This is a genomic window from Providencia sp. Marseille-Q8014 (assembly GCF_965112055.1).
In genome coordinates this window covers 3923655-3949980 of the sequence record NZ_CBCOPT010000001.1, presented here as the reverse complement: position 1 = coordinate 3949980, position 26326 = coordinate 3923655, and the positions used below count along the sequence as shown (strand labels likewise).

Annotated in this window: 32 protein-coding genes, 3 tRNA genes and 3 rRNA genes; 31 read left to right on the top strand and 7 right to left on the bottom strand. The window is 44.4% G+C overall.

Features of this window, described 5'->3' with window-relative positions:
• Window positions 1-95 precede the first annotated feature (95 nt).
• The 19 genes from rplN to ACWPW6_RS17585 all read left to right on the top strand — a co-directional run bounded on the left by rplN (window position 96) and on the right by ACWPW6_RS17585 (window position 9429).
• Window positions 96-467 carry a 50S ribosomal protein L14 gene (rplN, locus tag ACWPW6_RS17675; protein ID WP_004926446.1) on the top strand — a complete coding sequence of 124 codons (372 nt, stop codon included), beginning with the start codon at window positions 96-98 and terminating at the stop codon, window positions 465-467.
• Between the two features lie 11 nt (window positions 468-478).
• A complete protein-coding gene (gene rplX / locus ACWPW6_RS17670; RefSeq protein WP_154624955.1) occupies window positions 479-793 on the top strand; it encodes a 50S ribosomal protein L24 in 315 nt (104 codons plus the stop codon).
• A gap of 15 nt (window positions 794-808) precedes the next feature.
• A complete protein-coding gene (gene rplE, locus ACWPW6_RS17665) occupies window positions 809-1348 on the top strand; it encodes a 50S ribosomal protein L5 (protein WP_070928791.1) in 540 nt (179 codons plus the stop codon).
• Between the two features lie 12 nt (window positions 1349-1360).
• Window positions 1361-1666: a 30S ribosomal protein S14 gene (gene rpsN / locus ACWPW6_RS17660; protein ID WP_154624954.1), complete on the top strand. Its 306-nt coding sequence runs from the start codon at window positions 1361-1363 to the stop codon at window positions 1664-1666.
• A 34-nt stretch (window positions 1667-1700) separates the two neighbouring features.
• Window positions 1701-2093 carry a 30S ribosomal protein S8 gene (gene rpsH, locus ACWPW6_RS17655; protein ID WP_004907134.1) on the top strand — a complete coding sequence of 131 codons (393 nt, stop codon included), beginning with the start codon at window positions 1701-1703 and terminating at the stop codon, window positions 2091-2093.
• Between the two features lie 14 nt (window positions 2094-2107).
• A complete protein-coding gene (gene rplF / locus ACWPW6_RS17650) occupies window positions 2108-2641 on the top strand; it encodes a 50S ribosomal protein L6 (protein ID WP_154624953.1) in 534 nt (177 codons plus the stop codon).
• A gap of 9 nt (window positions 2642-2650) precedes the next feature.
• Entirely contained in the window at window positions 2651-3004 is a 354-nt protein-coding gene (gene rplR, locus ACWPW6_RS17645; protein ID WP_070928789.1) for a 50S ribosomal protein L18, read from the top strand.
• Window positions 3005-3018: 14 nt separating this feature from the next.
• Window positions 3019-3519: a 30S ribosomal protein S5 gene (gene rpsE, locus ACWPW6_RS17640; RefSeq protein ID WP_004265471.1), complete on the top strand. Its 501-nt coding sequence runs from the start codon at window positions 3019-3021 to the stop codon at window positions 3517-3519.
• A 6-nt stretch (window positions 3520-3525) separates the two neighbouring features.
• On the top strand, window positions 3526-3705 hold the full coding sequence (gene rpmD, locus ACWPW6_RS17635) for a 50S ribosomal protein L30 (protein ID WP_004265475.1): 180 nt from the start codon (window positions 3526-3528) through the stop codon (window positions 3703-3705).
• Window positions 3706-3708: 3 nt separating this feature from the next.
• On the top strand, window positions 3709-4143 hold the full coding sequence (gene rplO, locus ACWPW6_RS17630) for a 50S ribosomal protein L15 (RefSeq protein WP_070928788.1): 435 nt from the start codon (window positions 3709-3711) through the stop codon (window positions 4141-4143).
• A gap of 7 nt (window positions 4144-4150) precedes the next feature.
• Window positions 4151-5476, top strand: coding sequence for a preprotein translocase subunit SecY (secY, locus tag ACWPW6_RS17625; protein WP_070928787.1), 1326 nt, complete (start codon window positions 4151-4153; stop codon window positions 5474-5476).
• A gap of 47 nt (window positions 5477-5523) precedes the next feature.
• Complete coding sequence (gene rpmJ, locus ACWPW6_RS17620; RefSeq protein WP_071548716.1) at window positions 5524-5640, top strand: 50S ribosomal protein L36; 117 nt, start codon at window positions 5524-5526, stop codon at window positions 5638-5640.
• A gap of 145 nt (window positions 5641-5785) precedes the next feature.
• A complete protein-coding gene (gene rpsM, locus ACWPW6_RS17615) occupies window positions 5786-6142 on the top strand; it encodes a 30S ribosomal protein S13 (RefSeq protein WP_004907144.1) in 357 nt (118 codons plus the stop codon).
• A gap of 16 nt (window positions 6143-6158) precedes the next feature.
• A complete protein-coding gene (gene rpsK, locus ACWPW6_RS17610) occupies window positions 6159-6548 on the top strand; it encodes a 30S ribosomal protein S11 (protein WP_002919257.1) in 390 nt (129 codons plus the stop codon).
• Window positions 6549-6582: 34 nt separating this feature from the next.
• Window positions 6583-7203, top strand: a complete 621-nt coding sequence (gene rpsD / locus ACWPW6_RS17605; protein ID WP_004265487.1) for a 30S ribosomal protein S4 — start codon at window positions 6583-6585, stop codon at window positions 7201-7203.
• Window positions 7204-7228: 25 nt separating this feature from the next.
• On the top strand, window positions 7229-8218 hold the full coding sequence (locus ACWPW6_RS17600; RefSeq protein WP_004926425.1) for a DNA-directed RNA polymerase subunit alpha: 990 nt from the start codon (window positions 7229-7231) through the stop codon (window positions 8216-8218).
• A 37-nt stretch (window positions 8219-8255) separates the two neighbouring features.
• A complete protein-coding gene (gene rplQ, locus ACWPW6_RS17595) occupies window positions 8256-8642 on the top strand; it encodes a 50S ribosomal protein L17 (protein ID WP_154624952.1) in 387 nt (128 codons plus the stop codon).
• A 127-nt stretch (window positions 8643-8769) separates the two neighbouring features.
• The gene (gene zntR / locus ACWPW6_RS17590; protein ID WP_154624961.1) at window positions 8770-9186 is read left to right on the top strand and encodes a Zn(2+)-responsive transcriptional regulator; all 417 of its coding nucleotides are present in this window, start codon (window positions 8770-8772) and stop codon (window positions 9184-9186) included.
• A gap of 42 nt (window positions 9187-9228) precedes the next feature.
• Complete coding sequence (locus ACWPW6_RS17585) at window positions 9229-9429, top strand: alternative ribosome-rescue factor A (RefSeq protein ID WP_167520927.1); 201 nt, start codon at window positions 9229-9231, stop codon at window positions 9427-9429.
• Window positions 9430-9432: 3 nt separating this feature from the next.
• On the opposite strand, the gene mscL is transcribed toward ACWPW6_RS17585, so the two are convergent.
• The 5 genes from mscL to def all read right to left on the bottom strand — a co-directional run bounded on the left by mscL (window position 9433) and on the right by def (window position 14210).
• Window positions 9433-9843: a large-conductance mechanosensitive channel protein MscL gene (gene mscL, locus ACWPW6_RS17580; protein WP_154624951.1), complete on the bottom strand. Its 411-nt coding sequence runs from the start codon at window positions 9841-9843 to the stop codon at window positions 9433-9435.
• 101 nt (window positions 9844-9944) lie between these two features.
• The gene (trkA, locus tag ACWPW6_RS17575; RefSeq protein ID WP_154622880.1) at window positions 9945-11321 is read right to left on the bottom strand and encodes a Trk system potassium transporter TrkA; all 1377 of its coding nucleotides are present in this window, start codon (window positions 11319-11321) and stop codon (window positions 9945-9947) included.
• Between the two features lie 33 nt (window positions 11322-11354).
• Window positions 11355-12641 carry a 16S rRNA (cytosine(967)-C(5))-methyltransferase RsmB gene (gene rsmB / locus ACWPW6_RS17570; RefSeq protein ID WP_154622879.1) on the bottom strand — a complete coding sequence of 429 codons (1287 nt, stop codon included), beginning with the start codon at window positions 12639-12641 and terminating at the stop codon, window positions 11355-11357.
• 71 nt (window positions 12642-12712) lie between these two features.
• On the bottom strand, window positions 12713-13660 hold the full coding sequence (fmt, locus tag ACWPW6_RS17565) for a methionyl-tRNA formyltransferase (RefSeq protein WP_249999482.1): 948 nt from the start codon (window positions 13658-13660) through the stop codon (window positions 12713-12715).
• A gap of 25 nt (window positions 13661-13685) precedes the next feature.
• Complete coding sequence (def, locus tag ACWPW6_RS17560) at window positions 13686-14210, bottom strand: peptide deformylase (RefSeq protein ID WP_163863309.1); 525 nt, start codon at window positions 14208-14210, stop codon at window positions 13686-13688.
• Window positions 14211-14344: 134 nt separating this feature from the next.
• On the opposite strand from def, the gene dprA reads away from it, so the two are divergent.
• The 5 genes from dprA to ACWPW6_RS17535 are packed head-to-tail and all read left to right on the top strand — an operon-like array spanning window position 14345 to window position 17646.
• On the top strand, window positions 14345-15424 hold the full coding sequence (gene dprA, locus ACWPW6_RS17555) for a DNA-processing protein DprA (RefSeq protein WP_154622877.1): 1080 nt from the start codon (window positions 14345-14347) through the stop codon (window positions 15422-15424).
• 17 nt (window positions 15425-15441) lie between these two features.
• Window positions 15442-15981 carry a DNA topoisomerase family protein gene (locus ACWPW6_RS17550; protein ID WP_163863307.1) on the top strand — a complete coding sequence of 180 codons (540 nt, stop codon included), beginning with the start codon at window positions 15442-15444 and terminating at the stop codon, window positions 15979-15981.
• Between the two features lie 12 nt (window positions 15982-15993).
• A complete protein-coding gene (gene tsaC / locus ACWPW6_RS17545; protein ID WP_154622875.1) occupies window positions 15994-16563 on the top strand; it encodes an L-threonylcarbamoyladenylate synthase type 1 TsaC in 570 nt (189 codons plus the stop codon).
• A 7-nt stretch (window positions 16564-16570) separates the two neighbouring features.
• On the top strand, window positions 16571-17389 hold the full coding sequence (gene aroE, locus ACWPW6_RS17540; RefSeq protein WP_247047142.1) for a shikimate dehydrogenase: 819 nt from the start codon (window positions 16571-16573) through the stop codon (window positions 17387-17389).
• Entirely contained in the window at window positions 17386-17646 is a 261-nt protein-coding gene (locus tag ACWPW6_RS17535; protein ID WP_163863300.1) for a DUF1488 family protein, read from the top strand. Before aroE ends, ACWPW6_RS17535 begins: the two co-directional genes overlap by 4 nt.
• Here the strand turns inward: ACWPW6_RS17535 and ACWPW6_RS17530 are convergent.
• On the bottom strand, window positions 17622-18167 hold the full coding sequence (locus tag ACWPW6_RS17530) for a gamma carbonic anhydrase family protein (RefSeq protein ID WP_154622872.1): 546 nt from the start codon (window positions 18165-18167) through the stop codon (window positions 17622-17624). The two genes, ACWPW6_RS17535 and ACWPW6_RS17530, sit on opposite strands and share 25 nt — an antisense overlap.
• 555 nt (window positions 18168-18722) lie before the next feature.
• On the opposite strand from ACWPW6_RS17530, the gene ACWPW6_RS17525 reads away from it, so the two are divergent.
• The 6 genes from ACWPW6_RS17525 to ACWPW6_RS17500 all read left to right on the top strand — a co-directional run bounded on the left by ACWPW6_RS17525 (window position 18723) and on the right by ACWPW6_RS17500 (window position 24174).
• Window positions 18723-20262 (top strand): 16S ribosomal RNA (locus ACWPW6_RS17525).
• Between the two features lie 134 nt (window positions 20263-20396).
• Window positions 20397-20472 (top strand) — tRNA-Glu (locus ACWPW6_RS17520).
• 345 nt (window positions 20473-20817) lie between these two features.
• Window positions 20818-23723 (top strand): 23S ribosomal RNA (locus ACWPW6_RS17515).
• A 119-nt stretch (window positions 23724-23842) separates the two neighbouring features.
• A 5S ribosomal RNA gene (gene rrf / locus ACWPW6_RS17510) occupies window positions 23843-23958 on the top strand.
• The 16S, 23S and 5S rRNA genes sit together here with 3 tRNA genes alongside, the layout of an rRNA operon.
• A 55-nt stretch (window positions 23959-24013) precedes the next feature.
• Window positions 24014-24090, top strand: a tRNA-Asp gene (locus ACWPW6_RS17505).
• Between the two features lie 8 nt (window positions 24091-24098).
• Window positions 24099-24174, top strand: a tRNA-Trp gene (locus ACWPW6_RS17500).
• 857 nt (window positions 24175-25031) lie between these two features.
• Here the strand turns inward: ACWPW6_RS17500 and hdfR are convergent.
• The gene (gene hdfR / locus ACWPW6_RS17495) at window positions 25032-25871 is read right to left on the bottom strand and encodes an HTH-type transcriptional regulator HdfR (RefSeq protein WP_249999479.1); all 840 of its coding nucleotides are present in this window, start codon (window positions 25869-25871) and stop codon (window positions 25032-25034) included.
• A 111-nt stretch (window positions 25872-25982) separates the two neighbouring features.
• Here hdfR and ACWPW6_RS17490 point away from each other — a divergent pair, with 111 nt between their 5' ends.
• On the top strand, window positions 25983-26321 hold the full coding sequence (locus ACWPW6_RS17490) for a DUF413 domain-containing protein (RefSeq protein ID WP_004915426.1): 339 nt from the start codon (window positions 25983-25985) through the stop codon (window positions 26319-26321).
• Window positions 26322-26326: the final 5 nt, after the last annotated feature.

Below are 26326 nucleotides of genomic sequence, written 5' to 3'. Positions count from 1 at the left end.
TTATAATGCCGCGCCCTCGTATTATGGGGTATATTGAACGGTCTCTTCAATAATGAAGTGGCTCAGTAGTAGTTGACATTTAGCGGAGCACTAAAATGATCCAAGAACAGACTATGCTGAACGTGGCCGACAACTCCGGTGCACGTCGCGTAATGTGTATCAAGGTTCTAGGTGGCTCGCACCGTCGCTACGCAGGCGTCGGCGACATCATTAAAATTACTGTTAAAGAAGCAATTCCACGCGGTAAAGTGAAAAAAGGTGATGTCCTGAAGGCGGTAGTGGTGCGCACCAAGAAGGGTGTACGTCGCCCGGACGGTTCTGTCATTCGCTTCGATAGTAATGCATGCGTTATTTTAAACAATAACAGCGAGCAGGTAGTCGGTACGCGTATTTTTGGGCCGGTAACTCGTGAACTTCGTACAGAGAAGTTTATGAAAATTATTTCACTGGCACCTGAAGTACTCTAAGGAGCGGAACTATGGCAGCGAAAATCCGTCGTGATGACGAAGTTATCGTGCTGACTGGTAAAGATAAAGGTAAGCGCGGTAAAGTAAAACAGGTTATTTCTTCTGGTAAAGTTATCGTTGAAGGTATCAATCTGGTTAAGAAACATCAGAAGCCTGTCCCGGCTCTGAACCAACCAGGTGGCATCGTTGAAAAAGAAGCGGCTATTCAAGTTTCTAACGTTGCAATCTTTAACAAGGCAACCGGTAAGGCTGACCGTGTAGGCTTTAGATTTGAAGACGGTAAAAAAGTCCGTTTCTTCAAGTCTAACAGTGAAACTATCAAGTAATTTTTGGAGTATACGATGGCGAAACTGCATGATTACTATAAAGACGAAGTAACTAAACAACTGATGACTCAGTTTGGTTACAATTCTGTCATGCAAGTCCCTCGGGTCGAGAAGATCACCCTGAACATGGGTGTTGGTGAAGCGATCGCTGATAAGAAACTGCTGGATAATGCAGCAGCTGACTTAGCAGCAATCTCTGGTCAAAAACCACTGATCACCAAAGCACGCAAATCTGTTGCAGGCTTCAAAATCCGTCAGGGCTATCCAATCGGCTGTAAAGTAACTCTGCGTGGCGAACGCATGTGGGAGTTCCTTGAGCGACTGATTTCTATTGCTGTACCACGTATTCGTGACTTCCGTGGCTTGTCCGCTAAGTCATTTGATGGTCGCGGTAACTACAGCATGGGTGTACGTGAACAAATCATCTTCCCTGAAATCGATTACGATAAAGTGGATCGTGTACGTGGTTTAGATATTACTATCACCACGACTGCGAAATCAGATGATGAAGGTCGCGCACTGTTAGCAGCGTTCAACTTCCCGTTCCGCAAGTAAGGCAGGGTACTCATGGCTAAGAAATCTATGAAAGCGCGTGATGTTAAGCGTGCTAAATTAGCTGATAAGTTCTTCGCAAAGCGCGTTGAGCTGAAAGCTATCATCTCTGATGTAAAAGCATCTGATGAAGATCGCTGGGACGCTGTTCTCAAGCTGCAAACACTGCCACGTGATTCAAGTCCTTCTCGTCAGCGTAACCGCTGCCGTCAAACTGGGCGTCCGCACGGTTTCCTGCGGAAATTTGGTCTGAGCCGTATTAAAGTCCGTGAAGCCGCTATGCGCGGTGAAATCCCGGGCCTTAAAAAGGCTAGTTGGTAATTGTCACCATATTGAATCACGGGAGTAAAGACAGATGAGCATGCAAGATCCCATCGCGGATATGCTGACCCGTATCCGTAACGGTCAGGCCGCGAACAAAGTTGCGGTCACCATGCCTTCCTCCAAGCTGAAAGTGGCAATTGCCAAAGTGCTGAAGGAAGAAGGTTATATTGAAGATTTTAAAATTGAAGGCGACATCAAGCCAGAATTGGAACTGACTCTGCGTTATTTCCAAGGTAAGGCTGTTGTAGAAAGCATTCAGCGTGTAAGCCGCCCAAGTCTGCGCATCTATAAGAAAAAAGATGAGCTGCCACAAGTTATGGCTGGCCTAGGCATCGCTGTTGTTTCTACCTCTAAAGGTGTCATGACTGATCGTGCAGCTCGCCAAGCTGGTCTTGGTGGCGAGATTCTCTGCTACGTAGCTTAATTCGGGAGGAAAGAATGTCTCGTGTGGCAAAAGCACCCGTCGTCATTCCTGCCGGCGTAGAGGTAAAACTCAACGGTCAGGTTATTTCGATTAAGGGTAAAAACGGCGAGCTTACTCGTACTATCCATAATGCGGTTGAAGTTAAACATGAAGATGGCCGCTTAACTTTCGCACCACGCGAAGGTTTTGCTGATGCTTGGGCACAGGCGGGTACTTCTCGTTCTTTGCTTAACTCAATGGTTGTTGGTGTTACTGAAGGCTTCACTAAAAAACTTCAACTAGTCGGTGTTGGTTACCGTGCAGCAATCAAAGGCAATGCAGTTAGCTTGTCTTTAGGTTTCTCGCATCCGGTTGAACACGCACTGCCAGCAGGCATTACTGCAGAATGTCCAACACAAACTGAAATCGTACTGAAAGGTGCTGATAAGCAAGTGATTGGTCAAGTCGCGGCAGAACTGCGTGCTTACCGTCGTCCTGAGCCTTACAAAGGCAAGGGTGTTCGTTACGCCGATGAAATCGTGCGTACTAAAGAGGCTAAGAAGAAGTAAGGTAACACTATGGATAAGAAAGCAGCTCGTATCCGTCGTGCGACCCGCGCACGCCGCAAGATCCAAGAGTTGGGTGCGACACGCCTGGTGGTACACCGTACTCCACGCCATATTTATGCGCAGGTTATCGCTCCAAACGGTTCTGAAACTTTGGTGGCCGCTTCTACTACAGAAAAAGCTATCAATGAGCAAGTGAAATTCACTGGAAACAAAGACGCAGCAGCAGTTGTTGGTAAAATTATTGCTGAGCGCGCACTGGAAAAAGGCATCACTGTTGTTGCTTTTGACCGTTCTGGTTTCCAATATCATGGTAGAGTCCAGGCACTGGCAGATGCTGCCCGTGAAGCTGGCCTTCAGTTCTAAGGTAGAGGTGTAAGATGGCTCACATCGAGAAACAAGCTGGTGAACTGCAGGAAAAGCTGATCGCGGTAAACCGCGTAGCAAAAACCGTTAAAGGTGGCCGTATTTTCAGCTTTACAGCACTAACAGTAGTTGGTGATGGTAACGGTCGCGTTGGTTTTGGCTACGGCAAAGCGCGCGAAGTTCCGGCAGCAATCCAGAAAGCGATGGAAAAAGCCCGTCGCAGTATGAAAACCGTTGCTCTAAACAACGGCACACTGTTCCACCCTGTGAAAGGTACACACACCGGTTCTCGCGTGTTTATGCAACCTGCTCACGAAGGTACCGGTATCATTGCCGGTGGTGCAATGCGTGCTGTTTTAGAAGTAGCTGGAGTTCGCAACGTACTGGCTAAAACCTATGGTTCCACAAACCCAATCAACGTGGTTCGTGCAACACTGGATGCTTTAGACAGCATGAAGTCTCCAGAAATGGTCGCAGCTAAGCGTGGAAAATCCGTCGAAGAAATTCTGGGGTAATCAGCCATGGCTAAGACTATTAAAATTACACAAGTTCGCAGTTCAATCGGTCGTCTGCCTAAGCATAAGGCAACTTTGGTCGGTTTAGGTCTGCGTCGCATTGGTCATACAGTAGAACGTGAGGATACTCCTGCTGTTCGCGGTATGGTCAACTTGGTTTCCTACATGGTTAAAGTTGAGGAGTAAGAGATGCGTTTAAATACTCTGTCTCCGGCTGAAGGTGCCAAGCACGCGCCTAAGCGCTTAGGTCGTGGTATCGGTTCTGGTCTGGGTAAAACCGGCGGACGTGGTCACAAAGGTCAGAAATCTCGTTCTGGCGGTGGCGTACGTCGTGGTTTTGAAGGTGGCCAGATGCCTTTATACCGTCGTCTACCAAAATTTGGTTTTACTTCACGTAAAGCAATGATCACCGCAGAGATTCGTCTGTCTGATTTTGCTGCTGTTGAAGGCGATGTAATTGATCTGAACGCACTAAAAGCCGCGAATGTTGTTGGCATCCAGATTGAATATGCGAAAGTTATTCTGTCTGGCGAAGTGAATCGTGCAGTTACTGTACGTGGCCTTCGTGTTACTAAAGGTGCTCGCGCTGCGATTGAAGCTGCCGGCGGTAAAATTGAGGAATAAGTGACAGATGGCTAAACAACCAGGATTAGATTTTCAAAGTGCCAAGGGTGGAGTTGGTGAACTGAAGCGCAGACTTTTGTTTGTTATTGGTGCACTAATCGTTTTCCGAATTGGTTCTTTTATTCCAATCCCTGGTATTGATGCCACTGTGCTTGCCAAATTGCTCGAACAGCAACAAGGCACCATCATTGATATGTTTAACATGTTCTCTGGTGGTGCTCTTAGCCGAGCTTCTATCTTTGCTTTGGGTATTATGCCGTATATTTCTGCGTCAATTATTATCCAATTATTATCTGTGGTTAACCCACGATTAGCAGAGATTAAGAAAGAAGGTGAAGCAGGTCGTCGGAAGATAAGCCAATATACCCGTTGGGGTACTTTGGTTTTAGCAATATTCCAATCTGTTGGTATTGCGATGGGTCTTCCGAATATGCCAGGGATGCAAGGGCTAGTTATTGATCCGGGTCTCCCGTTCTACTTCACGGCTGTTGTTAGCTTAGTTACTGGAACCATGTTCTTGATGTGGCTAGGTGAGCAGATAACTGAAAGAGGTATTGGTAACGGTATCTCAATCATTATCTTCGCTGGTATCGTTGCGGGTCTACCGCCGGCCATTGGCCATACTATCGAGCAAGCTCGGCAAGGCGATCTGCACTTCCTCCTGTTGCTGTTGGTTGCAGTGCTCGTATTCGCGGTAACTTTCTTTGTTGTATTCATGGAGCGTGGTCAACGTCGTATCGTTGTTAACTACGCGAAACGCCAACAAGGACGCCGTGTTTATGCTGCACAAAGCACACATTTACCACTAAAAGTGAATATGGCGGGTGTAATTCCTGCAATTTTTGCTTCCAGTATCATACTGTTCCCGGGTACAATAGCATCCTGGTTCGGTGATGGGACTGGTTGGGACTGGTTAACGACTATTTCGATGTATTTACAACCAGGCCAACCGTTGTATGTGTTGCTTTATGCTTCTGCGATCATCTTCTTCTGTTTCTTCTATACGGCGTTGGTTTTCAACCCAAGAGAAACGGCAGATAACCTGAAGAAGTCCGGTGCATTTGTACCAGGAATTCGTCCGGGAGAGCAAACGGCCAAGTACATTGATAAGGTAATGACACGTCTAACTTTAGTTGGCGCGCTCTATATTACCTTTATCTGCCTAATCCCGGAGTTCATGCGTGACGCAATGAAAGTACCTTTTTACTTTGGTGGTACTTCCCTATTAATCGTAGTCGTCGTTATCATGGACTTTATGGCTCAAGTGCAAACTCTCATGATGTCAAGTCAATATGAGTCTGCATTGAAGAAAGCAAATCTTAAAGGTAAGTAATCACTTAGTGTGATTATGGTTTGCTTTAGAAGTTACGGAGAGTAAAAATGAAAGTTCGTGCTTCCGTCAAGAAATTATGCCGTAACTGTAAAGTTATCCGTCGCAATGGTAGCGTTCGTGTAATTTGCAGTGTTGAACCAAGACATAAACAACGTCAAGGTTAAGAAAAAGCATTTTTTTCTTGCAAAGTTGGGTTGAGCTGGCTAAATTAGCCAGCCAATCTTTTTTATCGAAGATACATTATTGTTTGAGTATCCTGAAAACGGGCTTTTCAGCACAGTAATGTATATTTTAACTTAGGAGTGCATAGTGGCCCGTATAGCAGGCATTAACATTCCTGATCATAAACATACCGTAATCGCTTTAACATCGATTTTCGGAATCGGCAAAACTCGTTCACAGGCTATCTGTGAAGCAACTGGTATTGCTGAAAATGTTAAGATCAGTGAGCTGTCTGAAGAACAAATCGACAAGCTGCGTGACGAAGTTGCCAAGTATGTGGTAGAAGGTGACCTACGTCGTGAAATTACCCTGAGCATCAAGCGTCTGATGGACCTTGGATGTTACCGTGGTTTACGTCATCGTCGTGGTCTTCCTGTGCGCGGACAGCGTACTAAGACTAACGCTCGTACCCGTAAGGGTCCGCGTAAGCCGATCAAGAAATAAGTCGGGGTACTGAATAATGGCAAAGGCACCAATTCGTGCACGTAAACGTGTAAGAAAACAAGTCTCAGACGGTGTGGCTCATATCCATGCTTCTTTCAACAACACAATCGTTACTATTACTGATCGTCAGGGTAACGCATTAGGTTGGGCAACTGCCGGTGGTTCCGGTTTCCGTGGTTCTCGCAAATCCACTCCGTTTGCAGCTCAGGTTGCAGCAGAGCGTTGCGCAGAAGCCGTGAAAGAATACGGTATCAAGAACCTGGAAGTTATGGTTAAGGGACCGGGTCCGGGTCGCGAATCAACAATTCGTGCTCTGAACGCCGCAGGTTTCCGCATCACAAATATTACTGATGTGACTCCTATCCCTCATAACGGTTGTCGCCCACCGAAAAAACGTCGCGTTTAATACGTTTCGTTTTTAGGACTGTTGGAGAAAGAAAATGGCTAGATATTTGGGTCCTAAGCTCAAGCTGAGCCGTCGCGAAGGAACAGACCTCTTCCTGAAGTCTGGTGTTCGCGCGATTGACACCAAGTGTAAATTAGAACAAGCACCTGGCCAGCACGGCGCGCGTAAACCGCGTCTGTCTGACTACGGTGTTCAGTTACGTGAAAAACAAAAAGTTCGTCGTATTTACGGTGTTCTAGAACGTCAATTCCGTAACTATTACAAAGAAGCAACACGTCTGAAAGGCAACACAGGTGAAAACCTGCTGACTCTGCTGGAAGGCCGTCTTGATAACGTCGTTTACCGTATGGGCTTTGGCGCAACTCGCGCAGAAGCACGTCAAATGGTTAGCCACAAGGCTATCATGGTAAATGGTCGAGTAGTTAATATCGCTTCTTATCAGGTTTCCCCGAATGACGTTATCAGCGTTCGTGAGAAAGCGAAAAAACAGTCTCGTATTAAGGCTGCTTTAGAGCTGGCTGAACAGCGTGAGAAGCCAACTTGGCTGGAAGTTGATGCTGCTAAAATGGAAGGTGTGTTCAAACGTATTCCTGAACGTACTGACCTGTCTGCGGACATTAACGAACACCTGATCGTCGAGCTTTACTCTAAGTAAAGCTTAGCACCAAAGAGAGGACACAATGCAGGGTTCTGTGACAGAGTTTCTAAAACCGCGCCTGGTAGATATCGAGCAAGTGAGTTCGACGCACGCCAAGGTGACCCTTGAGCCTTTAGAGCGTGGCTTCGGTCATACTCTTGGTAACGCACTGCGCCGTATTCTGCTTTCGTCTATGCCGGGTTGTGCGGTGACAGAGGTTGAGATTGATGGTGTACTGCATGAGTACAGCACCAAAGAAGGTGTACAGGAAGATATCCTGGAGATTCTCCTCAACCTGAAAGGGCTGGCGGTAAAAGTTCAGGGGAAAGATGAAGTTATTTTAACCTTGAATAAATCTGGCATTGGCCCTGTGACTGCAGCCGACATCGTCCATGATGGCGATGTCGAAATCGTCAAGCCACAGCACGTTATCTGCCACCTGACAGACGAAAGCGCATCAATCAATATGCGTATCAAAGTTCAGCGTGGTCGTGGTTATGTGCCGGCTTCTGCCCGAGTACATTCGGAAGAAGATGAGCGCCCAATTGGTCGTTTGTTAGTCGATGCTTGCTATAGCCCTGTAGAGCGTATTGCCTACAATGTTGAAGCAGCTCGTGTTGAGCAACGTACTGACTTGGATAAGTTAGTTATCGAAATGGAAACTAACGGTACAATCGATCCTGAAGAGGCGATTCGCCGTGCAGCGACTATCCTGGCTGAACAACTTGAAGCTTTTGTTGACTTACGTGATGTTCGTCAGCCTGAAGTTAAAGAAGAGAAACCAGAGTTCGATCCTATCTTATTGCGCCCAGTTGACGATCTGGAATTGACTGTCCGCTCTGCTAACTGCCTTAAAGCAGAAGCTATCCACTACATCGGTGATCTGGTACAGCGTACTGAAGTTGAGTTGCTTAAAACGCCTAACCTTGGTAAGAAATCTCTTACTGAAATTAAGGACGTCTTGGCATCTCGTGGTCTTTCTCTGGGCATGCGCTTAGAAAATTGGCCACCAGCAAGTATTGCTGATGATTAGGATCACAGGTTAAGGTTTTACTGAGAAGGATAAGGTCATGCGCCATCGTAAGAGTGGTCGTCAATTGAACCGCAACAGCAGCCACCGCCAAGCTATGTTCCGTAACATGGCAGGTTCTTTAGTTCGTCATGAAATCATCAAGACGACTCTGCCTAAAGCGAAAGAACTGCGTCGCGTCGTTGAGCCGCTGATTACTCTTGCCAAGACCGACAGCGTAGCTAATCGTCGTCTGGCATTCGCCCGTACTCGTGATAACGAGATCGTGGCAAAATTGTTTAATGAATTGGGACCTCGCTTTGCAGCGCGTGCGGGCGGTTACACTCGTATTCTTAAGTGTGGCTTCCGTACTGGTGACAATGCTCCGATGGCTTACATCGAGCTTGTTGACCGTGCTGTTGAGTCTCAAGAAGTAGCTGCAGAGTAATCTGTTTGCTATCAAAAAAACCGGGTATATTTGCCCGGTTTTTTTGTACCTGCTATTCTATCTTCCACTAAACATCATCCTTGATTTATTCCATTTAGACCTTATTTAAAGTGGAGTACCCATGAATATGTATAAAATAGGGCAAATTGCTCGTCTTGCTGATGTTACCCCTGATACGATCCGCTTTTATGAAAAGCAAGGCCTGATGGGGCATAAGCTTAGGACTGAAGGCGGTTATCGCTTGTATACGGATCAAGATCTGCAACGGCTGCGTTTCATCCGTTATGCAAAGCAATTAGGTTTTACTTTGGAAGCGATTACTGAGCTCTTATCGATAAGAGTCGATCCTGAACATCATACATGCCAAGAGTCAAAAAAAATTGTTGATTTGCGTCTGTTTGAAGTTGAAAAAAAGATCCAAGAACTTATTATTATGCGTGATTCTTTGAAGATGCTTAGCTCCGCTTGCTGTGGCGAGGAACACGCAACAACATATTGTTCGATAATGGAGATTCTTGAAAAGGGTGCATCCAAAGTCTATTAGTTGATTACCATTTAGTTTTATTGTTATAGGAAGGTATATACCATGAGCCAATATCAACATAAACGTGGTCAGATAAAAGATAATGCAATTGAAGCATTGTTACACGACCCATTATTTAGGCAACGAGTTGAAAAAAATAAGAAAGGAAAAGGAAGCTATACTCGGAAAGGAAAACATCAAAGAAATGGTAACTGGGAGGCCAGTGGTAATAAGTTATTCTACGTATTACCACTGGCTTTTTAGTTATTACTTTTTATTTTGTTCTTTTAATAAATCACGAATTTCTGATAATAAAACTTCTTCTTTACTCGGTGCCGGTGGCGCTTCAGGTTCTGCTTCTTTTTCGCGACGTACTTTATTCATCACTTTAATTGCCATGAAAATAGCAAATGCGACAATAACAAAATCAAATACCGTTTGAATAAACATACCATAATTAAGAACAACAGCAGGCATATCTCCTTCAGCCGCCCTTAAAATAACACTGAATTGTTTAAAGTCGACCCCGCCAATTAATAAGCCGAGAGGGGGCATAATGACATCAGCTACTAATGAAGAAACAATCTTACCGAATGCTGCACCAATAATGATACCGACAGCCATGTCGACAACATTGCCCTTCATTGCAAATTCACGAAACTCTTTTAAAAAACTCATTTGACCCCCTAATTAAAAACTCTGTTTCATAAAATAAATATTTAGTTAACAAATTATAGTACCTAGATCAATTAAGCTGCAAATGAATCGTCATTTTATTTTTATAAAAAGAAAGGGCTAGGCTGAAATAGTTTTTCAACGTCAGGTACATATTTTTTATCTGTAATAAACATGATGACATGATCACCTTGTTCAATAATATGATAATCACTGGCAATAATAACTTCATCTTCTCTAACTAAAGCACCAATAATTGTCCCCGGTGGAAGCTTAATATCTGAAATTTTCTTTCCTACAACTTTAGATGTATTTTCATCTCCGTGTGCAATTGCCTCAATGGCTTCAGCAACCCCCCTTCTTAATGAGGAAACGCTGACAATATCGGCTTTTCGGACATGACCAAGTAATGCCGAGATTGTTGCTTGCTGTGGTGATACAGCAATATCAATCACCCCTCCTTGAACTAATTCAACATAAGCGGTGCGTTGAATTAAGACCATGGCTTTTTTAGCCCCCATTTTTTTAGCTAACATAGCCGACATGATATTTGCTTCGTCATCGTTAGTTAGGGCTATGAATACATCCATTTGCTCAATATGCTCTTCGGTTAATAACTCCTGATCAGAAGCATCACCATAAAACACGATCGTATCATGAAGTAGTTCAGCCAGTTCTGTTGCGCGTTGTTGATTACGCTCTATTAGCTTGACGCTATAATCTTTTTCTAGCCGTTTTGCTAAGCCTGCACCAACATTACCGCCACCTACTATCATTAAACGTTTATAAGGTTTTTCTAGACGTTGTAATTCACTCATGACAGCGCGAATATGTTGTGTTGAAGCGACAAAAAATACTTCATCTCCAGCTTCAATGATGGTCGAGCCTTGAGGTCTTATAGGACGATCTTGACGGAATATTGCTACGACTCTGGTATCAATATGTGGCATGTGTTCACGTAAGCTTGATAGAGCATTACCCACGAGTGAACCGCCATAATAGGCTTTAACCGCAACAATACTGACTTTACCTTCGGCAAAATTAACTACTTGGAGTGCGCCAGGGTATTGGATTAGTTTGTAAATATAGTCTATGACTAATTGTTCCGGAGAGATTAAATAATCAATAGGAATTTGTTCAGGTAAAAATAGCTTGTCTGCTTCACGGATATATTCAGTTGCTCTAATACGCGCGATTTTATTCGGGGTATTAAAAAGACTATAGGCAATTTGACATGCGATCATGTTAGTCTCATCTGAATTAGTCACTGCGACTAACATATCTGCATCTTCAGCTCCCGCATCACGGAGTACTCGTGGGTGGGAGCCGTGACCATTGACGACTCTAAGATCAAACTGATCTTGTAATTGACGCAAGCGATCAGCATTCGTGTCAACGACAGTAATATCATTGTTTTCGTCTACTAGATTTTCAGCGAGAGTTCCACCAACTTGTCCTGCACCTAAAATAATGATTTTCATTGAATATTCCTATCTCAGACAAGCCTTATCCAGTTAATTTATTTGCTTTACTAGGCGTGCGTAGAAGAAACCATCACCCCCTGTTTCACTGGGGAGTATTTGTAATCCTGCACTTGTGCCATCATTCAGTTTAGCTTCCGGGTGTTTAGCTAAAAAGTTTTTTATTTGCAGGCTATTCTCTTCGGGCATAACAGAGCAAGTTGCATAGACAAGAGTACCGCCTACTTTTAAATATGGCCAAATAGACTCGAGTATTTTGGCTTGAAGAACGGTGAGCTCATTAATATCAGAATCCCGTCTTAACCATTTTATATCTGGGTGACGTCGAATAACACCGGTTGCTGAACATGGTGCATCAAGCAATATGCGATCAAACAATTTACCCTCAGCCCATTGCTCAGGAGTAGTTCCATCACCTTGAATAACAACAGCATGTTGCTTGAGTCGCGACAAATTTTCGTTTACGCGTTTTAGGCGAGATTCATCAATATCGACAGCCACAACATGCGCTTTTGGTGCTATTTCTAAGATATGAGTTGTCTTACCGCCAGGTGCTGCACATAGGTCGAGAATATGTTCATTATTTTGAGGTGCAAGTATTTCGGCACAACCTTGGGCGGAGACATCTTGTACTGTAGACCAGCCTTCATCAAAGCCGGGTAGTTTTGCTACTGAAGTTGGTTCAGATAGCCTTAATGCGGAAGGGTGTTTAAGATGTCGCTCAGATGTAATTCCTATTTCTTCCAACAGCTTTTGGTATTGTTCAGCACTATGATGTTGAGCGTTAACCCTCAACCACATAGGTGGACGTTGGTTGTTCGCTTCAACAATGGATTGCCATTCGTTAGGGTATGCGTTTTGCAGTCTTTTTAGTAACCAACTAGGATGTAAATATTGACTATTATGATTTGCGCTACGTTCTTCTAACTGAGCTTGTTGTCTTTGGAATGAACGCAATACACCATTGATAAGCCCTTTTAGTTGAGGACGTTTTAATGCAACGGCTCCATTGACTGTTTCAGCAAGGGCTGCATGAGCTGGAATACGTGTATAGAGTAGCTGATAAATACCAACCATAATGAGGTAGTGTAATGTTCGTTGCTTACCTGTCAGTGGTTTTTCCATTAGTTGGCTAACAAACCATTCAAGTTTAGGTAAATAGCGGAGAACACCAAAACAGATCTCTTGTAATAGAGACTTATCTTTATCGCTAATATTTTTTTGTAATTCAGGTAGTACCGTACTTAGGGATTGGCCTTTGTCAATGACTTGACCAATGGCTATTGCTGCGATGCTACGCAAGTTATATGTATTCTTCATAAATGAGGGTGAGTCTATTCGTCACGAAATAAATTTGCCTGAATATATTATCAGGCAAATTTATTGGTGTTTTAATTAAGTAGTGTTCCAGGAGCGAACCATTCACGGCGAGAGTTTAATAGATCTTGTGCTGCCATGGCTTTTTTACCTGGAGGCTGTAATTGAACGATATTCAATTTTCCGCTAGCAGTGGCGACACATATACCATTTTTATCGGCGCTAATAATCGTACCTGGTTTTTCACTGTGATTTTGTGAAATCACTTCAGCCTGCCAAACTTTTATCAGTTGATCTTGAACCATAAAATAGCTCATAGGCCAAGGATTAAACGCTCTAACACAACGTTCTATCTGCTCTGCTGATAATTGCCAATCAATACGCGCTTCTTCTTTAGATAATTTCTCTGCATAATTTGCTAAGGAATCGTCCTGTTTTTCAGGAAGGCATTGTTGGCTAGATATCAGGTCTAAGGTGTGTATTAGGGCTTCTGGACCAATAACAGCCAATTTTTGATAGAGTGTTGCGCTAGTATCTTCTGGCAGGATAGGGCATTTCGCTTTATAGAGCATATCACCGGTATCTAAGCCTTCATCCATTTGCATAATCGTGACGCCCGTTTCAGCATCACCCGCCCAAATAGAACGTTGAATAGGAGCAGCCCCACGCCAGCGAGGTAGTAGTGAGCCGTGGACATTTAGGCAACCTAAACGGGGGATATCTAAAACGGCTTTTGGCAAAATAAAGCCATAAGCAACAACAATCATCAAATCAGCATTTTGCTCTTTGATCCATTGATGGTTTTCTTCCTTTTTCAGTGTAGTAGGCTGAAAAACGGGAATATTATTTTCTTGCGCTAATACTTTTACAGGGCTAGGTGTCAGCTTCTTTCCTCTTCCCGCGGGCTTATCTGGTGGAGTGAGGACACCTACAACCTGATGTTTAGTGTTAAGCAAAGCAGCTAAATGACCAGCAGCAAAATCAGGTGTACCTGCAAAGATAATTTTTAATGATTCTGACACGTTTATGTTCCCTGTATAAATCTATCTATTTAGCTATTTTGGCTTCTTTAGCTCTCATTCTATCCAACTTTTCAACTTTTTGGCGGATACGTTGGCGTTTTAATGGAGAGAGATAATCGACAAATAGTTTCCCAACAAGGTGATCCATCTCATGTTGAATACAAATAGCGAGTAAGCCATCGGCCTCAAGTTCAAACGTTTCGCCATTATAGTCGAGAGCTCGAATTTTAACGTTTTCGGCTCTTGGGACAAATCCATGCTGTTCAGGAATGGAGAGACAGCCTTCCTCTATACCTGTTTCACCTGATTTGTCGAGTAATTCAGGATTGATCAATACCAGTCGTTCATCACGCGTTTCGGAAACATCAATAACGATGATCCGCTGATGAATATCAACTTGGGTCGCAGCAAGACCGATACCTTCTTCTTCATACATCGTTTCGAACATATCATCGATAATACGTTGAATTTCGGCATCTACTTTTTCTACTGGCTTAGCAATAGTGCGTAAGCGTTCGTCTGGGTAATGTAATACGTTTAATACTGACATAAATTTTTTCGAGCAGCGTCCAAAAAAGTGAATAAGAATTAATGCCTATTCTAGACATTTATTGGTCATATTGACAGTATTGGTGATGATTTGTTCATTGATGAACTCATTTATTATAACGTCAGGAAGATGCGATGGATTCTCAAGAAATATGGTTAAGAATGTCTCAAGTCAGCCGGTTATCACCGCATAAGGCATTAAGAATAATTAACAAGCTACTCTTATTAGAGAAAGTTAGTCTGCCTATCTTACGAGAATGTGGGCTGAATGAGTTGCAATGCTTACAGTTTCAACATTTTTCTTCGACCAAGTTAACTCAAACGATTAAATGGTTGGAAAAAGAAGAGCACCAGCTGATCACCTTTTATGATTCACACTATCCCCTTTTGCTAAAACAAATCTCGAATTTTCCGCTGGTGTTGTTTGTCATCGGGCAAAGGGAATTAATTGCAACTGCACAGATTGCAATCGTTGGCAGCCGCCAAACGAGTGCTTACGGTCGTAAATGGGCCGAGCTGTTTGCCAAAGAATTTACACGTTATGGTTTAACGATTACGAGTGGGCTAGCTTTTGGAATCGATGTTGTTAGTCATCGGGCGGCATTAAATGAAAAAGGGAAAACAATCGCTGTTTTAGGTAGTGGACTCGCAAATATCTACCCCAAGCAACATATTTTTTTGGCGGAAAAAATAAAAGAAGAAGGCGCATTAATTTCTGAATATTTACCTCATACACCGCCACTCCCTAAGCAATTTCCTCGGCGAAATCGAATCATTAGTGGTTTAAGTAAAGCCACCGTTGTTATTGAGGCAGGTATGAAAAGTGGTTCATTGATAACAGCACGCTATGCTATTGAACAAAATAGAGATCTTTTTACGATACCAGCACCGTTAGGAGATCCCGCTTTCAGTGGCAATCATTGGTTATTGCAGCAAGGCGCGTATTTATTAGTTGATCCCGAAGATATTAAACCTCATCTAGAGGCCGGACTGAATTGGTTGCCTGTCGAATCGTTAATTAAAGAAGAAATTAATTCTGAATTTAATCTGACAGAAAACAAAATATTGAGTATGGTTGAGTATCATCCTTTACCCGCAGATGTTATTGCTGAGCGCGCACAACAGCCCATAACAGAAGTGACTTCTATTTTGACTGAATTAGAAATAGATGGTGTGATCGCTTCAGTTGCTGGTGGATATATAAAATTAAGTTAGTTGGCTAAGAGAAAATCATGTCAAAGCAATTGCCTTTTGAAACAGAAAAAAATGAACATTGCCCTGAATGCGGTGCGGTATTGGTTATTCGTAATGGTGCACATGGACCTTTTTTTGCGTGTTCTTCATATCCGCAGTGTCATTATGTCAAACCTATGCGCCCTTCAGCAGAAAGCCATGTAATAAAGGTATTAGAAGGACAGGCATGCCCTCAATGTGGTTATGATCTCGTTTTGAAACAAGGGCGATTTGGTATGTTTATTGGATGTAGTCACTACCCTGAATGTGAGCATATAGAATTAATTGATAAGCCAGATGAAACGAAAGTTTCTTGCCCTCAGTGTCAAACAGGGCATCTGTTGCAACGTAAATCTAGGTTTGGTAAGACATTTTATGCTTGCGATAGCTATCCATCCTGCCAATTTATTCTTAATAACAAGCCCGTATCTGGCGAGTGTGAGCATTGTCATTATCCATTACTTATGGAAAAAAGGGGTGCTCAAGGAGTAAGATTATTTTGTGCCAGTAAACGATGTGGTAAACCACAGAAAGAATAATGAGTTAAAAAGATGCAAAATAAATCTACACCTGCAATTGAAAATATTATCACAGCCCTTAATAAAGGGGATGTTATCGCTTATCCCACAGAGGCTGTTTTTGGACTTGGCTGTGACCCCGATAGTGAACAAGCGGTCAATAAATTACTTGAATTGAAACAACGTCCTTGGGAAAAAGGGTTGATTCTCATTGCTGATAATTATGAGCAATTGAAAAGTTACGTTGATGATAGTCAGCTAACAGATGAACAAAAACAGGTCATGTTTGAAAGCTGGCCTGGCCCCGTTACGTGGGTTATCCCAGCGAAGCCATCTACACCTAAATGGTTAACGGGTCGCTTTGATACTTTGGCGGTAAGGGTGACTGACCATAAGTTAGTAAAAGCACTTTGCCGAGAATATGGAAAACCATTGGTATCAACGAGCGCAAATTTGAGTGGAAAGGAACCTTGTAGAACGACCCATGAAGTTATAGAGCAGTTTGCGGGAAGTATCCCTGTACTGGATGGGGCTGTAGGTGGACGTCAAAATCCATCAGAAATTCGTGATGCTAAAACTGGGCAATTATACCGAAAAGGATAACTATTTTATGGATAAGTATGCCGTCTTTGGCCATCCGATTGCACATAGTAAATCTCCTATCATTCATCAGATGTTTGCTCAACAAACAGGGATCTCGTTGGAGTATGAACGTATTCTGGCTCCGATAGATGAATTTGAGCAACAACTCTCTGAGTTTTTTGCTCAAGGAGGAAAAGGAGCGAATATCACTCTTCCTTTTAAAGAAAGAGCACATCACATGATGTCAGAACTAACAGAACGGGCTCAATCATGTGGTGCTGTCAATACGGTCATGAAACTTGATGACCATCGGTTCTTAGGTGATAACACGGATGGTGTAGGTCTATTATTAGACCTGCAACGGCTGAAGTTTATTCGTACGGATAGTAAAATATTAATGATTGGTGCTGGTGGCGCAACTCGCGGAGCGCTGTTACCACTTTTGGAATTTGGGTGTGAAATAACGCTAACAAATAGAACTTTCTCTAAAGCGAAAACATTAGTAAACCAATTTGCAAGTTTTGGAACAATTACCGCACAGCCGATCGATGAGATCAAAACTGCGACTTTTGATCTTATCATCAACGGAACATCTTCTGGCGTTAGTGGGGAAATTCCTGAACTTGATCCTGCGGTATTTTCTAAGCAAGTCGCTTGTTATGACATGTTCTATCAACAATCATTAACGCCATTTTTATCTTTTGCGAAAGCTTATAATGTTGAACAGCTTGCTGACGGCTTGGGAATGCTCGTTGGGCAAGCCGCTTTTGCCTTTAAGTTATGGCATGGTGTACTGCCAGATATGGAACCAGTCTTGTATGCGTTACAGAAGGAATTGAAAAAATGAATCAAGCAATTCAATTCCCAGATAGAGAAGAATGGGATGTAATGACTGGAAAAGTACGATTTCCAGTATTAATTAATGGAATGTTAGCGCATTGCGTCATATCGGACAGGTTACTATATAAAAGATATGGGATGGGAGCCGAACCATTAGCATTATTTCAAACTCACCGTTGGGATATAGAAGAAGAGTTTGAGGTCTTGATCGCTCAAGACCTTTTAGACAATGGTAATGATTACTCTTTGCCTGATGATAAGTAGTCATTTTTCCATTGAACATAGTTATTAGCGGAATAGCGCAAATGCTCCAACTCCCCTTCAGTCAGTTTGCGGGCCGCTTTTGCTGGGCTACCGACATATAGGTAGCCACTTTCGAGTTTTTTACCTTGGGTAACTAAACTGTTAGCACCTATAACAACGTCATCCGCAATAATTGCACCATCTAATACAATCGACCCCATTCCAACTAAAACGCGATCCCCAATGGTACAGCCATGCAGCATCACTTTATGGCCGACAGTGACATCTTCACCGATAATTAACGGGTTACCGTCAGGGTTGTGTTTTGACTTATGGGTAACATGTAAGACTGAACCATCTTGTATATTCGTGCGAGATCCAATTTCAATATAATTCACATCACCACGTAATACAGACAGAGGCCAAATACTTACATCATCGGCTAAGCGAACATCTCCGATAACAACAGCGGAAGGATCGATAAATACGTCAGTGCCAGTAGTTGGGTAAATACCTAAATAAGGTCTTAAATGTTTATTCATAGCAGTCGCCATAGTCAATAAATGGTAGTGTTAAAAGCATAGTTAATATGTATACATACAATGAAGATGTTTAATCTGCAAAAGGTAAAGTATTCAAAGTATCTTTTCGTTGTCTATTTCAGCATCATATTGCTAGAAAAAAAAACATAATGATGATTTTATCTTCAAACAGTATTTTTTTTCAAAAAAAGGGTTGCCAGAATTTTCTGACTCCCTATAATGCGCATCCGTTGTCACGACAAACCGCTTCGGTGGTCAGGTTGAAAAAGAAACCCTCGTGATGACTGAGGTGAAAAAGAGAGAAAAAGTTGAAAATAATCACTTGACTTTCTGACAAAAAAACGTAGTATACGACACCTCGCGACAACAACCTAAACGGTTAATATCGAAAGATAAAGTCGCAACGCTCTTTAACAATTTATCAGGCAATCTGTGTGGGCACTCACAGGACACTATCAAAAAAATATTTGATTTTAAGTCTTGAAGAGTGACTAACACGTTAATTCATATATGAAAGAATGTAGTCAGTTTAATTCTTTGAGCATCAAACACTTTTAATTGAAGAGTTTGATCATGGCTCAGATTGAACGCTGGCGGCAGGCCTAACACATGCAAGTCGAGCGGTAACAGGGGAAGCTTGCTTCTCGCTGACGAGCGGCGGACGGGTGAGTAATGTATGGGGATCTGCCCGATAGAGGGGGATAACTACTGGAAACGGTGGCTAATACCGCATAATCTCTAAGGAGCAAAGCAGGGGACCTTCGGGCCTTGCGCTATCGGATGAACCCATATGGGATTAGCTAGTAGGTGGGGTAATGGCTCACCTAGGCGACGATCCCTAGCTGGTCTGAGAGGATGATCAGCCACACTGGGACTGAGACACGGCCCAGACTCCTACGGGAGGCAGCAGTGGGGAATATTGCACAATGGGCGCAAGCCTGATGCAGCCATGCCGCGTGTATGAAGAAGGCCCTAGGGTTGTAAAGTACTTTCAGTCGGGAGGAAGGCGTTGATGCTAATATCATCAACGATTGACGTTACCGACAGAAGAAGCACCGGCTAACTCCGTGCCAGCAGCCGCGGTAATACGGAGGGTGCAAGCGTTAATCGGAATTACTGGGCGTAAAGCGCACGCAGGCGGTTGATTAAGTTAGATGTGAAATCCCCGGGCTTAACCTGGGAATGGCATCTAAGACTGGTCAGCTAGAGTCTTGTAGAGGGGGGTAGAATTCCATGTGTAGCGGTGAAATGCGTAGAGATGTGGAGGAATACCGGTGGCGAAGGCGGCCCCCTGGACAAAGACTGACGCTCAGGTGCGAAAGCGTGGGGAGCAAACAGGATTAGATACCCTGGTAGTCCACGCTGTAAACGATGTCGATTTGGAGGTTGTGCCCTTGAGGCGTGGCTTCCGGAGCTAACGCGTTAAATCGACCGCCTGGGGAGTACGGCCGCAAGGTTAAAACTCAAATGAATTGACGGGGGCCCGCACAAGCGGTGGAGCATGTGGTTTAATTCGATGCAACGCGAAGAACCTTACCTACTCTTGACATCCAGAGAATTTAGCAGAGATGCTTTAGTGCCTTCGGGAACTCTGAGACAGGTGCTGCATGGCTGTCGTCAGCTCGTGTTGTGAAATGTTGGGTTAAGTCCCGCAACGAGCGCAACCCTTATCCTTTGTTGCCAGCGATTCGGTCGGGAACTCAAAGGAGACTGCCGGTGATAAACCGGAGGAAGGTGGGGATGACGTCAAGTCATCATGGCCCTTACGAGTAGGGCTACACACGTGCTACAATGGCGTATACAAAGAGAAGCGACCTCGCGAGAGCAAGCGGAACTCATAAAGTACGTCGTAGTCCGGATTGGAGTCTGCAACTCGACTCCATGAAGTCGGAATCGCTAGTAATCGTAGATCAGAATGCTACGGTGAATACGTTCCCGGGCCTTGTACACACCGCCCGTCACACCATGGGAGTGGGTTGCAAAAGAAGTAGGTAGCTTAACCTTCGGGAGGGCGCTTACCACTTTGTGATCCATGACTGGGGTGAAGTCGTAACAAGGTAACCGTAGGGGAACCTGCGGTTGGATCACCTCCTTACCATTGAAGTGTTCTTGTGAAGTGTTCACACAGATTGTCTGATGAAAAGTAGAGCAATAGGCTATACGTGGGAGACTTACCACAGGGTAAGACTTGCATGAAATAGGCCACAACATAGTTGTGCAATATTTTGTGTCCCCTTCGTCTAGAGGCCTAGGACACCGCCCTTTCACGGCGGTAACAGGGGTTCGAATCCCCTAGGGGACGCCAATTGCGCCGATATCGAGTGAAAGACGATGTCCTCAATAATGATTAAGCTAATTCACTGAGTTAGTTTAACAATTATGCTCTTTAACAATCTGGAACAAGCTGAAAATTGAAACAACGCACATTGTTTATCGCTTAAACAATGTGAGAGTCTCTCAAAATTTCAAACCTGAAGTTTTCGGTCATTCAAACGAGTGGCATGAGCGAGCAATGTGAAATTCGCGGCGTAGGAGCGCAGTCAGCGCAGCGTACATCGGTACGTGAGCATGACGAGCACCGCGCAACAAAGAATTTCACCACGCACAGCCATGACAGTTAGGTGATCGTTGAAACAATTTCGGGTTGTGAGGTTAAGCGACTAAGCGTACACGGTGGATGCCTAGGCAATCAGAGGCGATGAAGGACGTGCTAATCTGCGAAAAGCGTCGGTAAGGTGATATGAACCGCTATAGCCGACGATGTCCGAATGGGGAAACCCAGTGCAATTCGTTGCACTATCGTTTGATGAATCCATAGTCAAACGAGGCGAACCGAGGGAACTGAAACATCTCAGTACCTCGAGGAAAAGAAATCAACCGAGATTCCCCTAGTAGCGGCGAGCGAACGGGGAGCAGCCCAGAGTCTTAATCAGCATCAGCATCAGGAGAACGGTCTGGAAAGTCCGGCAGTAAAGGGTGATAGCCCCGTATCCGAAGGTGTTGGTGTTGTGAACTCGACGAGTAGGGCGGGACACGTGTTATCCTGTCTGAATATGGGGGGACCATCCTCCAAGGCTAAATACTCCTGATTGACCGATAGTGAACCAGTACCGTGAGGGAAAGGCGAAAAGAACCCCGGCGAGGGGAGTGAAATAGAACCTGAAACCGTGTACGTACAAGCAGTGGGAGCACCTTTTAGGTGTGACTGCGTACCTTTTGTATAATGGGTCAGCGACTTATATTCTGTAGCAAGGTTAACCGTATAGGGGAGCCGTAGGGAAACCGAGTCTTAACTGGGCGATTAAGTTGCAGGGTATAGACCCGAAACCCGGTGATCTAGCCATGGGCAGGTTGAAGGTTGGGTAACACTAACTGGAGGACCGAACCGACTAATGTTGAAAAATTAGCGGATGACTTGTGGCTGGGGGTGAAAGGCCAATCAAACCGGGAGATAGCTGGTTCTCCCCGAAAGCTATTTAGGTAGCGCCTCGTGAACTCATCTTCGGGGGTAGAGCACTGTTTCGGCTAGGGGGTCATCCCGACTTACCAACCCGATGCAAACTACGAATACCGAAGAATGTTATCACGGGAGACACACGGCGGGTGCTAACGTTCGTCGTGAAGAGGGAAACAACCCAGACCGCCAGCTAAGGTCCCAAAGTCATGGTTAAGTGGGAAACGAAGTGGGAAGGCTCAGACAGCCAGGATGTTGGCTTAGAAGCAGCCATCATTTAAAGAAAGCGTAATAGCTCACTGGTCGAGTCGGCCTGCGCGGAAGATGTAACGGGGCTAAACCATGCACCGAAGCTGCGGCAGCGACATTTAGATGTTGTTGGGTAGGGGAGCGTTCTGTAAGCCTGTGAAGGTGTGCTGCGAGGCATGCTGGAGGTATCAGAAGTGCGAATGCTGACATAAGTAACGATAATGCGGGTGAAAAACCCGCACGCCGGAAGACCAAGGGTTCCTGTCCAACGTTAATCGGGGCAGGGTGAGTCGACCCCTAAGGCGAGGCAGAAATGCGTAGTCGATGGGAAACAGGTTAATATTCCTGTACTGGTGATAATTGCGATGGGGGGACGGAGAAGGCTAAGCTGGCCGGGCGACGGTTGTCCCGGTTTAAGGATGTAGGCAGGTGAATTAGGCAAATCCGGTTCACTATATGCTGAGGTCTGATGACGAGTCACTACGGTGGCGAAGTAGCTCATGCCCCGCTTCCAGGAAAAGCCTCTAAGCTCTAGATTATCATTAATCGTACCCCAAACCGACACAGGTGGTCAGGTAGAGAATACTCAGGCGCTTGAGAGAACTCGGGTGAAGGAACTAGGCAAAATGGTGCCGTAACTTCGGGAGAAGGCACGCTGGCGCTAGGTGAAGTCCCTCGCGGATGGAGCTGAAGCCAGTCGCAGATACCAGCTGGCTGCAACTGTTTATTAAAAACACAGCACTGTGCAAACACGAAAGTGGACGTATACGGTGTGACGCCTGCCCGGTGCTGGAAGGTTAATTGATGGGGTTATCCGTAAGGAGAAGCTCTTGATCGAAGCCCCAGTAAACGGCGGCCGTAACTATAACGGTCCTAAGGTAGCGAAATTCCTTGTCGGGTAAGTTCCGACCTGCACGAATGGCGTAATGATGGCCAGGCTGTCTCCACCCGAGACTCAGTGAAATTGAACTCGCTGTGAAGATGCAGTGTACCCGCGGCAAGACGGAAAGACCCCGTGAACCTTTACTATAGCTTGACACTGAACATTGAGCCTTGATGTGTAGGATAGGTGGGAGGCTTTGAAGTGTGGACGCCAGTCTGCATGGAGCCAACCTTGAAATACCACCCTTTAATGTTTGATGTTCTAACGTGGCCCCATCATCTGGGGTGCGGACAGTGTCTGGTGGGTAGTTTGACTGGGGCGGTCTCCTCCCAAAGAGTAACGGAGGAGCACGAAGGTTGGCTAAGCATGGTCGGACATCATGCGGTTAGTGCAAAGGCATAAGCCAGCTTGACTGCGAGAGTGACGGCTCGAGCAGGTACGAAAGTAGGTCTTAGTGATCCGGTGGTTCTGAATGGAAGGGCCATCGCTCAACGGATAAAAGGTACTCCGGGGATAACAGGCTGATACCGCCCAAGAGTTCATATCGACGGCGGTGTTTGGCACCTCGATGTCGGCTCATCACATCCTGGGGCTGAAGTAGGTCCCAAGGGTATGGCTGTTCGCCATTTAAAGTGGTACGCGAGCTGGGTTTAGAACGTCGTGAGACAGTTCGGTCCCTATCTGCCGTGGGCGTTGGAAGATTGAAAGGGGCTGCTCCTAGTACGAGAGGACCGGAGTGGACGCACCACTGGTGTTCGGGTTGTCATGCCAATGGCACTGCCCGGTAGCTAAGTGCGGAAGAGATAACCGCTGAAAGCATCTAAGCGGGAAACTTGCCTTGAGATGAGTCTTCCCTGACTCTTTAAGGGTCCTAAAGGAACGTTTAAGACTAAGACGTTGATAGGCTGGGTGTGTAAGCGTAGCGATACGTTGAGCTAACCAGTACTAATGAACCGTGAGGCTTAACCTGACAACACCGAAGGTGTTTTAGAGAGAACGTTGTGAAGCGCACACAGAGTGCGAGAAATTAGCTTGTTCAAGATTGCTGTTCTGGTTGGTGGAAGCCAACGGGAACAAAAACCGAATTTGTCTGGCGGCAATAGCGCGGTGGTCCCACCTGACCCCATGCCGAACTCAGCAGTGAAACGCCGTAGCGCCGATGGTAGTGTGGGGTCTCCCCATGTGAGAGTAGGGAACTGCCAGACATTAAATTAAAGACTTATTGCGAAGCGATAAGCAGCCGTTAGGCGAAAGAATAGTGGAGCGGTAGTTCAGTTGGTTAGAATACCTGCCTGTCACGCAGGGGGTCGCGGGTTCGAGTCCCGTCCGTTCCGCCACTTAATTTAGGGGCGTAGTTCAATTGGTAGAGCACCGGTCTCCAAAACCGGGTGTTGGGAGTTCGAGCCTCTCCGCCCCTGCCAGTTACCAATTAAGTAAAAATAAAAGAAGTATCTTATTGATAACCCGATTATTTTAATCGGGTTTTTCTTTATCTAACCTACAGACACATCACCATCTCCCACCGAGCAGACATCCCACTTGTATTACCCTTTGATAATGCAGTCAATGACTCAATTTTGGGATTAAAGAGAACACTATCACTCTTTGATCAAATTGAGTAATAGAGTGCGTATATAAGCAGTTACACCCTACCTCAATGCTAAAATGCCTAAAAGTGACTTTTGGGTTGTATTAATATCCCCTAACACGCTGAATGAACTTAAAGATTAAATGTAGCTTATTAACGGAATATCATTGTGACGTTAAACGGCGCAGTTATTACTGTCATTGATAGCTCAATTTAGACCTATCAGTGTTGTTAGGTTTTAATGGGAACGGCTTTCTATCGATTTTTCTCTTTCTGCTTACATGCTAAGAAGGTTTGATTGTTTTAATCTATCTGGCATGAAGACTTGGTTTTTGTTTGCCTACCTATATACCTTTCGATTGTGACTTCGTTTAAGCCAATATGACTAATGCCATGACTTTAAAGAAGCGTGCCAAGTGATGTGATGATGTTTATATATTGCATGTTTAGGACATTGCCGTCGCTCACCCAAGCCGGTAAATACCCCATAAAATTTAATAGCATTAATTTTGGGCGATAGGGGTATTATCAAATATCACCATTTTTTATTGGCAGGGAATGATAACTTATTTAGATATCAATAAAATGGGATAGCTCTTTGATGTGCCTGTGACTTTCGAGCAAATTAACATTATTGAAAAACTAGACGCTCGATAAAACAATCGAGCGTCATGGCGTGATGAGCTTATTTTATGGGATTAATTGAGCATTCTTAATAGGGGTTTTTATTAGTTGATTAATCAATGCTTGTTGATCGTTCTTCTGTAGCCAAACAGCGTAGAGTGGTTTTGCCATTGGACTTTCTGAGAGTGTTTTTAGCCCAGGGTACTGGATACTCCAGTGAGAAGGTAAAAACGCAGCAGAAAGTGATACAGAGAGTAATTGACGGGCTATATGCGCTGATGTCGTTATCATGACAGGTGAGTCATCAGGCGTTAAAGCTGAATCATTTTGAGGATGGAAATCGGCTCCCCACTCTAATTTGATATAATTATAATTTGTTAGCGCAATATTTTTTTGTGAAGCCATTAGCTGAAGTTCAATCGTACCAATAATGGTGCTTTCAAACTCATCCATTTTCGGTGGCTCCGTTGCTATCAGCAAATCGAGTTCTCTGGAGTGTAGTTGCTTGACGAGTGATTGACGCGTTGATACTCGCGCTTCTAATCGTAGCTCATCATGCTGTTCATATAATGCTTGTACCCAGTCCGTCAGATAGCCTTCCCACAGTGATGCGGTCGCTCCAATTGATAGTTCAGTATGCTGTGATGCATGTGAGATCTCTTTTTTAGCCTGTAACCATGTATTCATCAACGATTCTGCATAGGGGACTAAGCGCTCCCCCGCGGCCGTTAATCGAATGTTATTACGATGCCGAGTAAATAGGTTTGTGCCTAGTTGTGTTTCAAGTTGTCTGATACGAAAGCTAACAGCAGATTGTGTTAAATATAGTGATTCTGCGGCTCGGCCGAAGTGTCTGGTTCTACTGACTTCCAAAAAAGTTTTTAATAACTCAGTATCCACATACATCTCCAATAATTTTTGTCGTGATGATTTAAATGTTTTGTTTTACAGATTGTCAATGCTGTCTAATACTCCGCGCCATAAAGAGTTGACAGTAATAAGTTAGGAGTGTGTCAGATGGCAGAAAGCTTCATCACGACTAATCGTTTTTTTGATAATAAACATTACCCACGTGGCTTTTCTCGTCATGGTGATTTCACCATCAAGGAAGCTCAGTTACTCGAACGTCACGGTCAAGCTTTTTCTGAGCTTGATTCTGGCAAACGCGCTGCACAGACTGATGAAGAAAAACTGTTCGTTGCAGTTTGCCGTGGCGAAAGGGAACCAGTAACTCCTGAAGAAAAGGTGTGGGCGAAATATTCTAGCCGTATAAATCGTCCAAAACGCTTTCATACTCTCTCTGGCGGTAAACCTCAGATAGACCCTTCAGATGACTATACAGATACAGATGATTAATATCA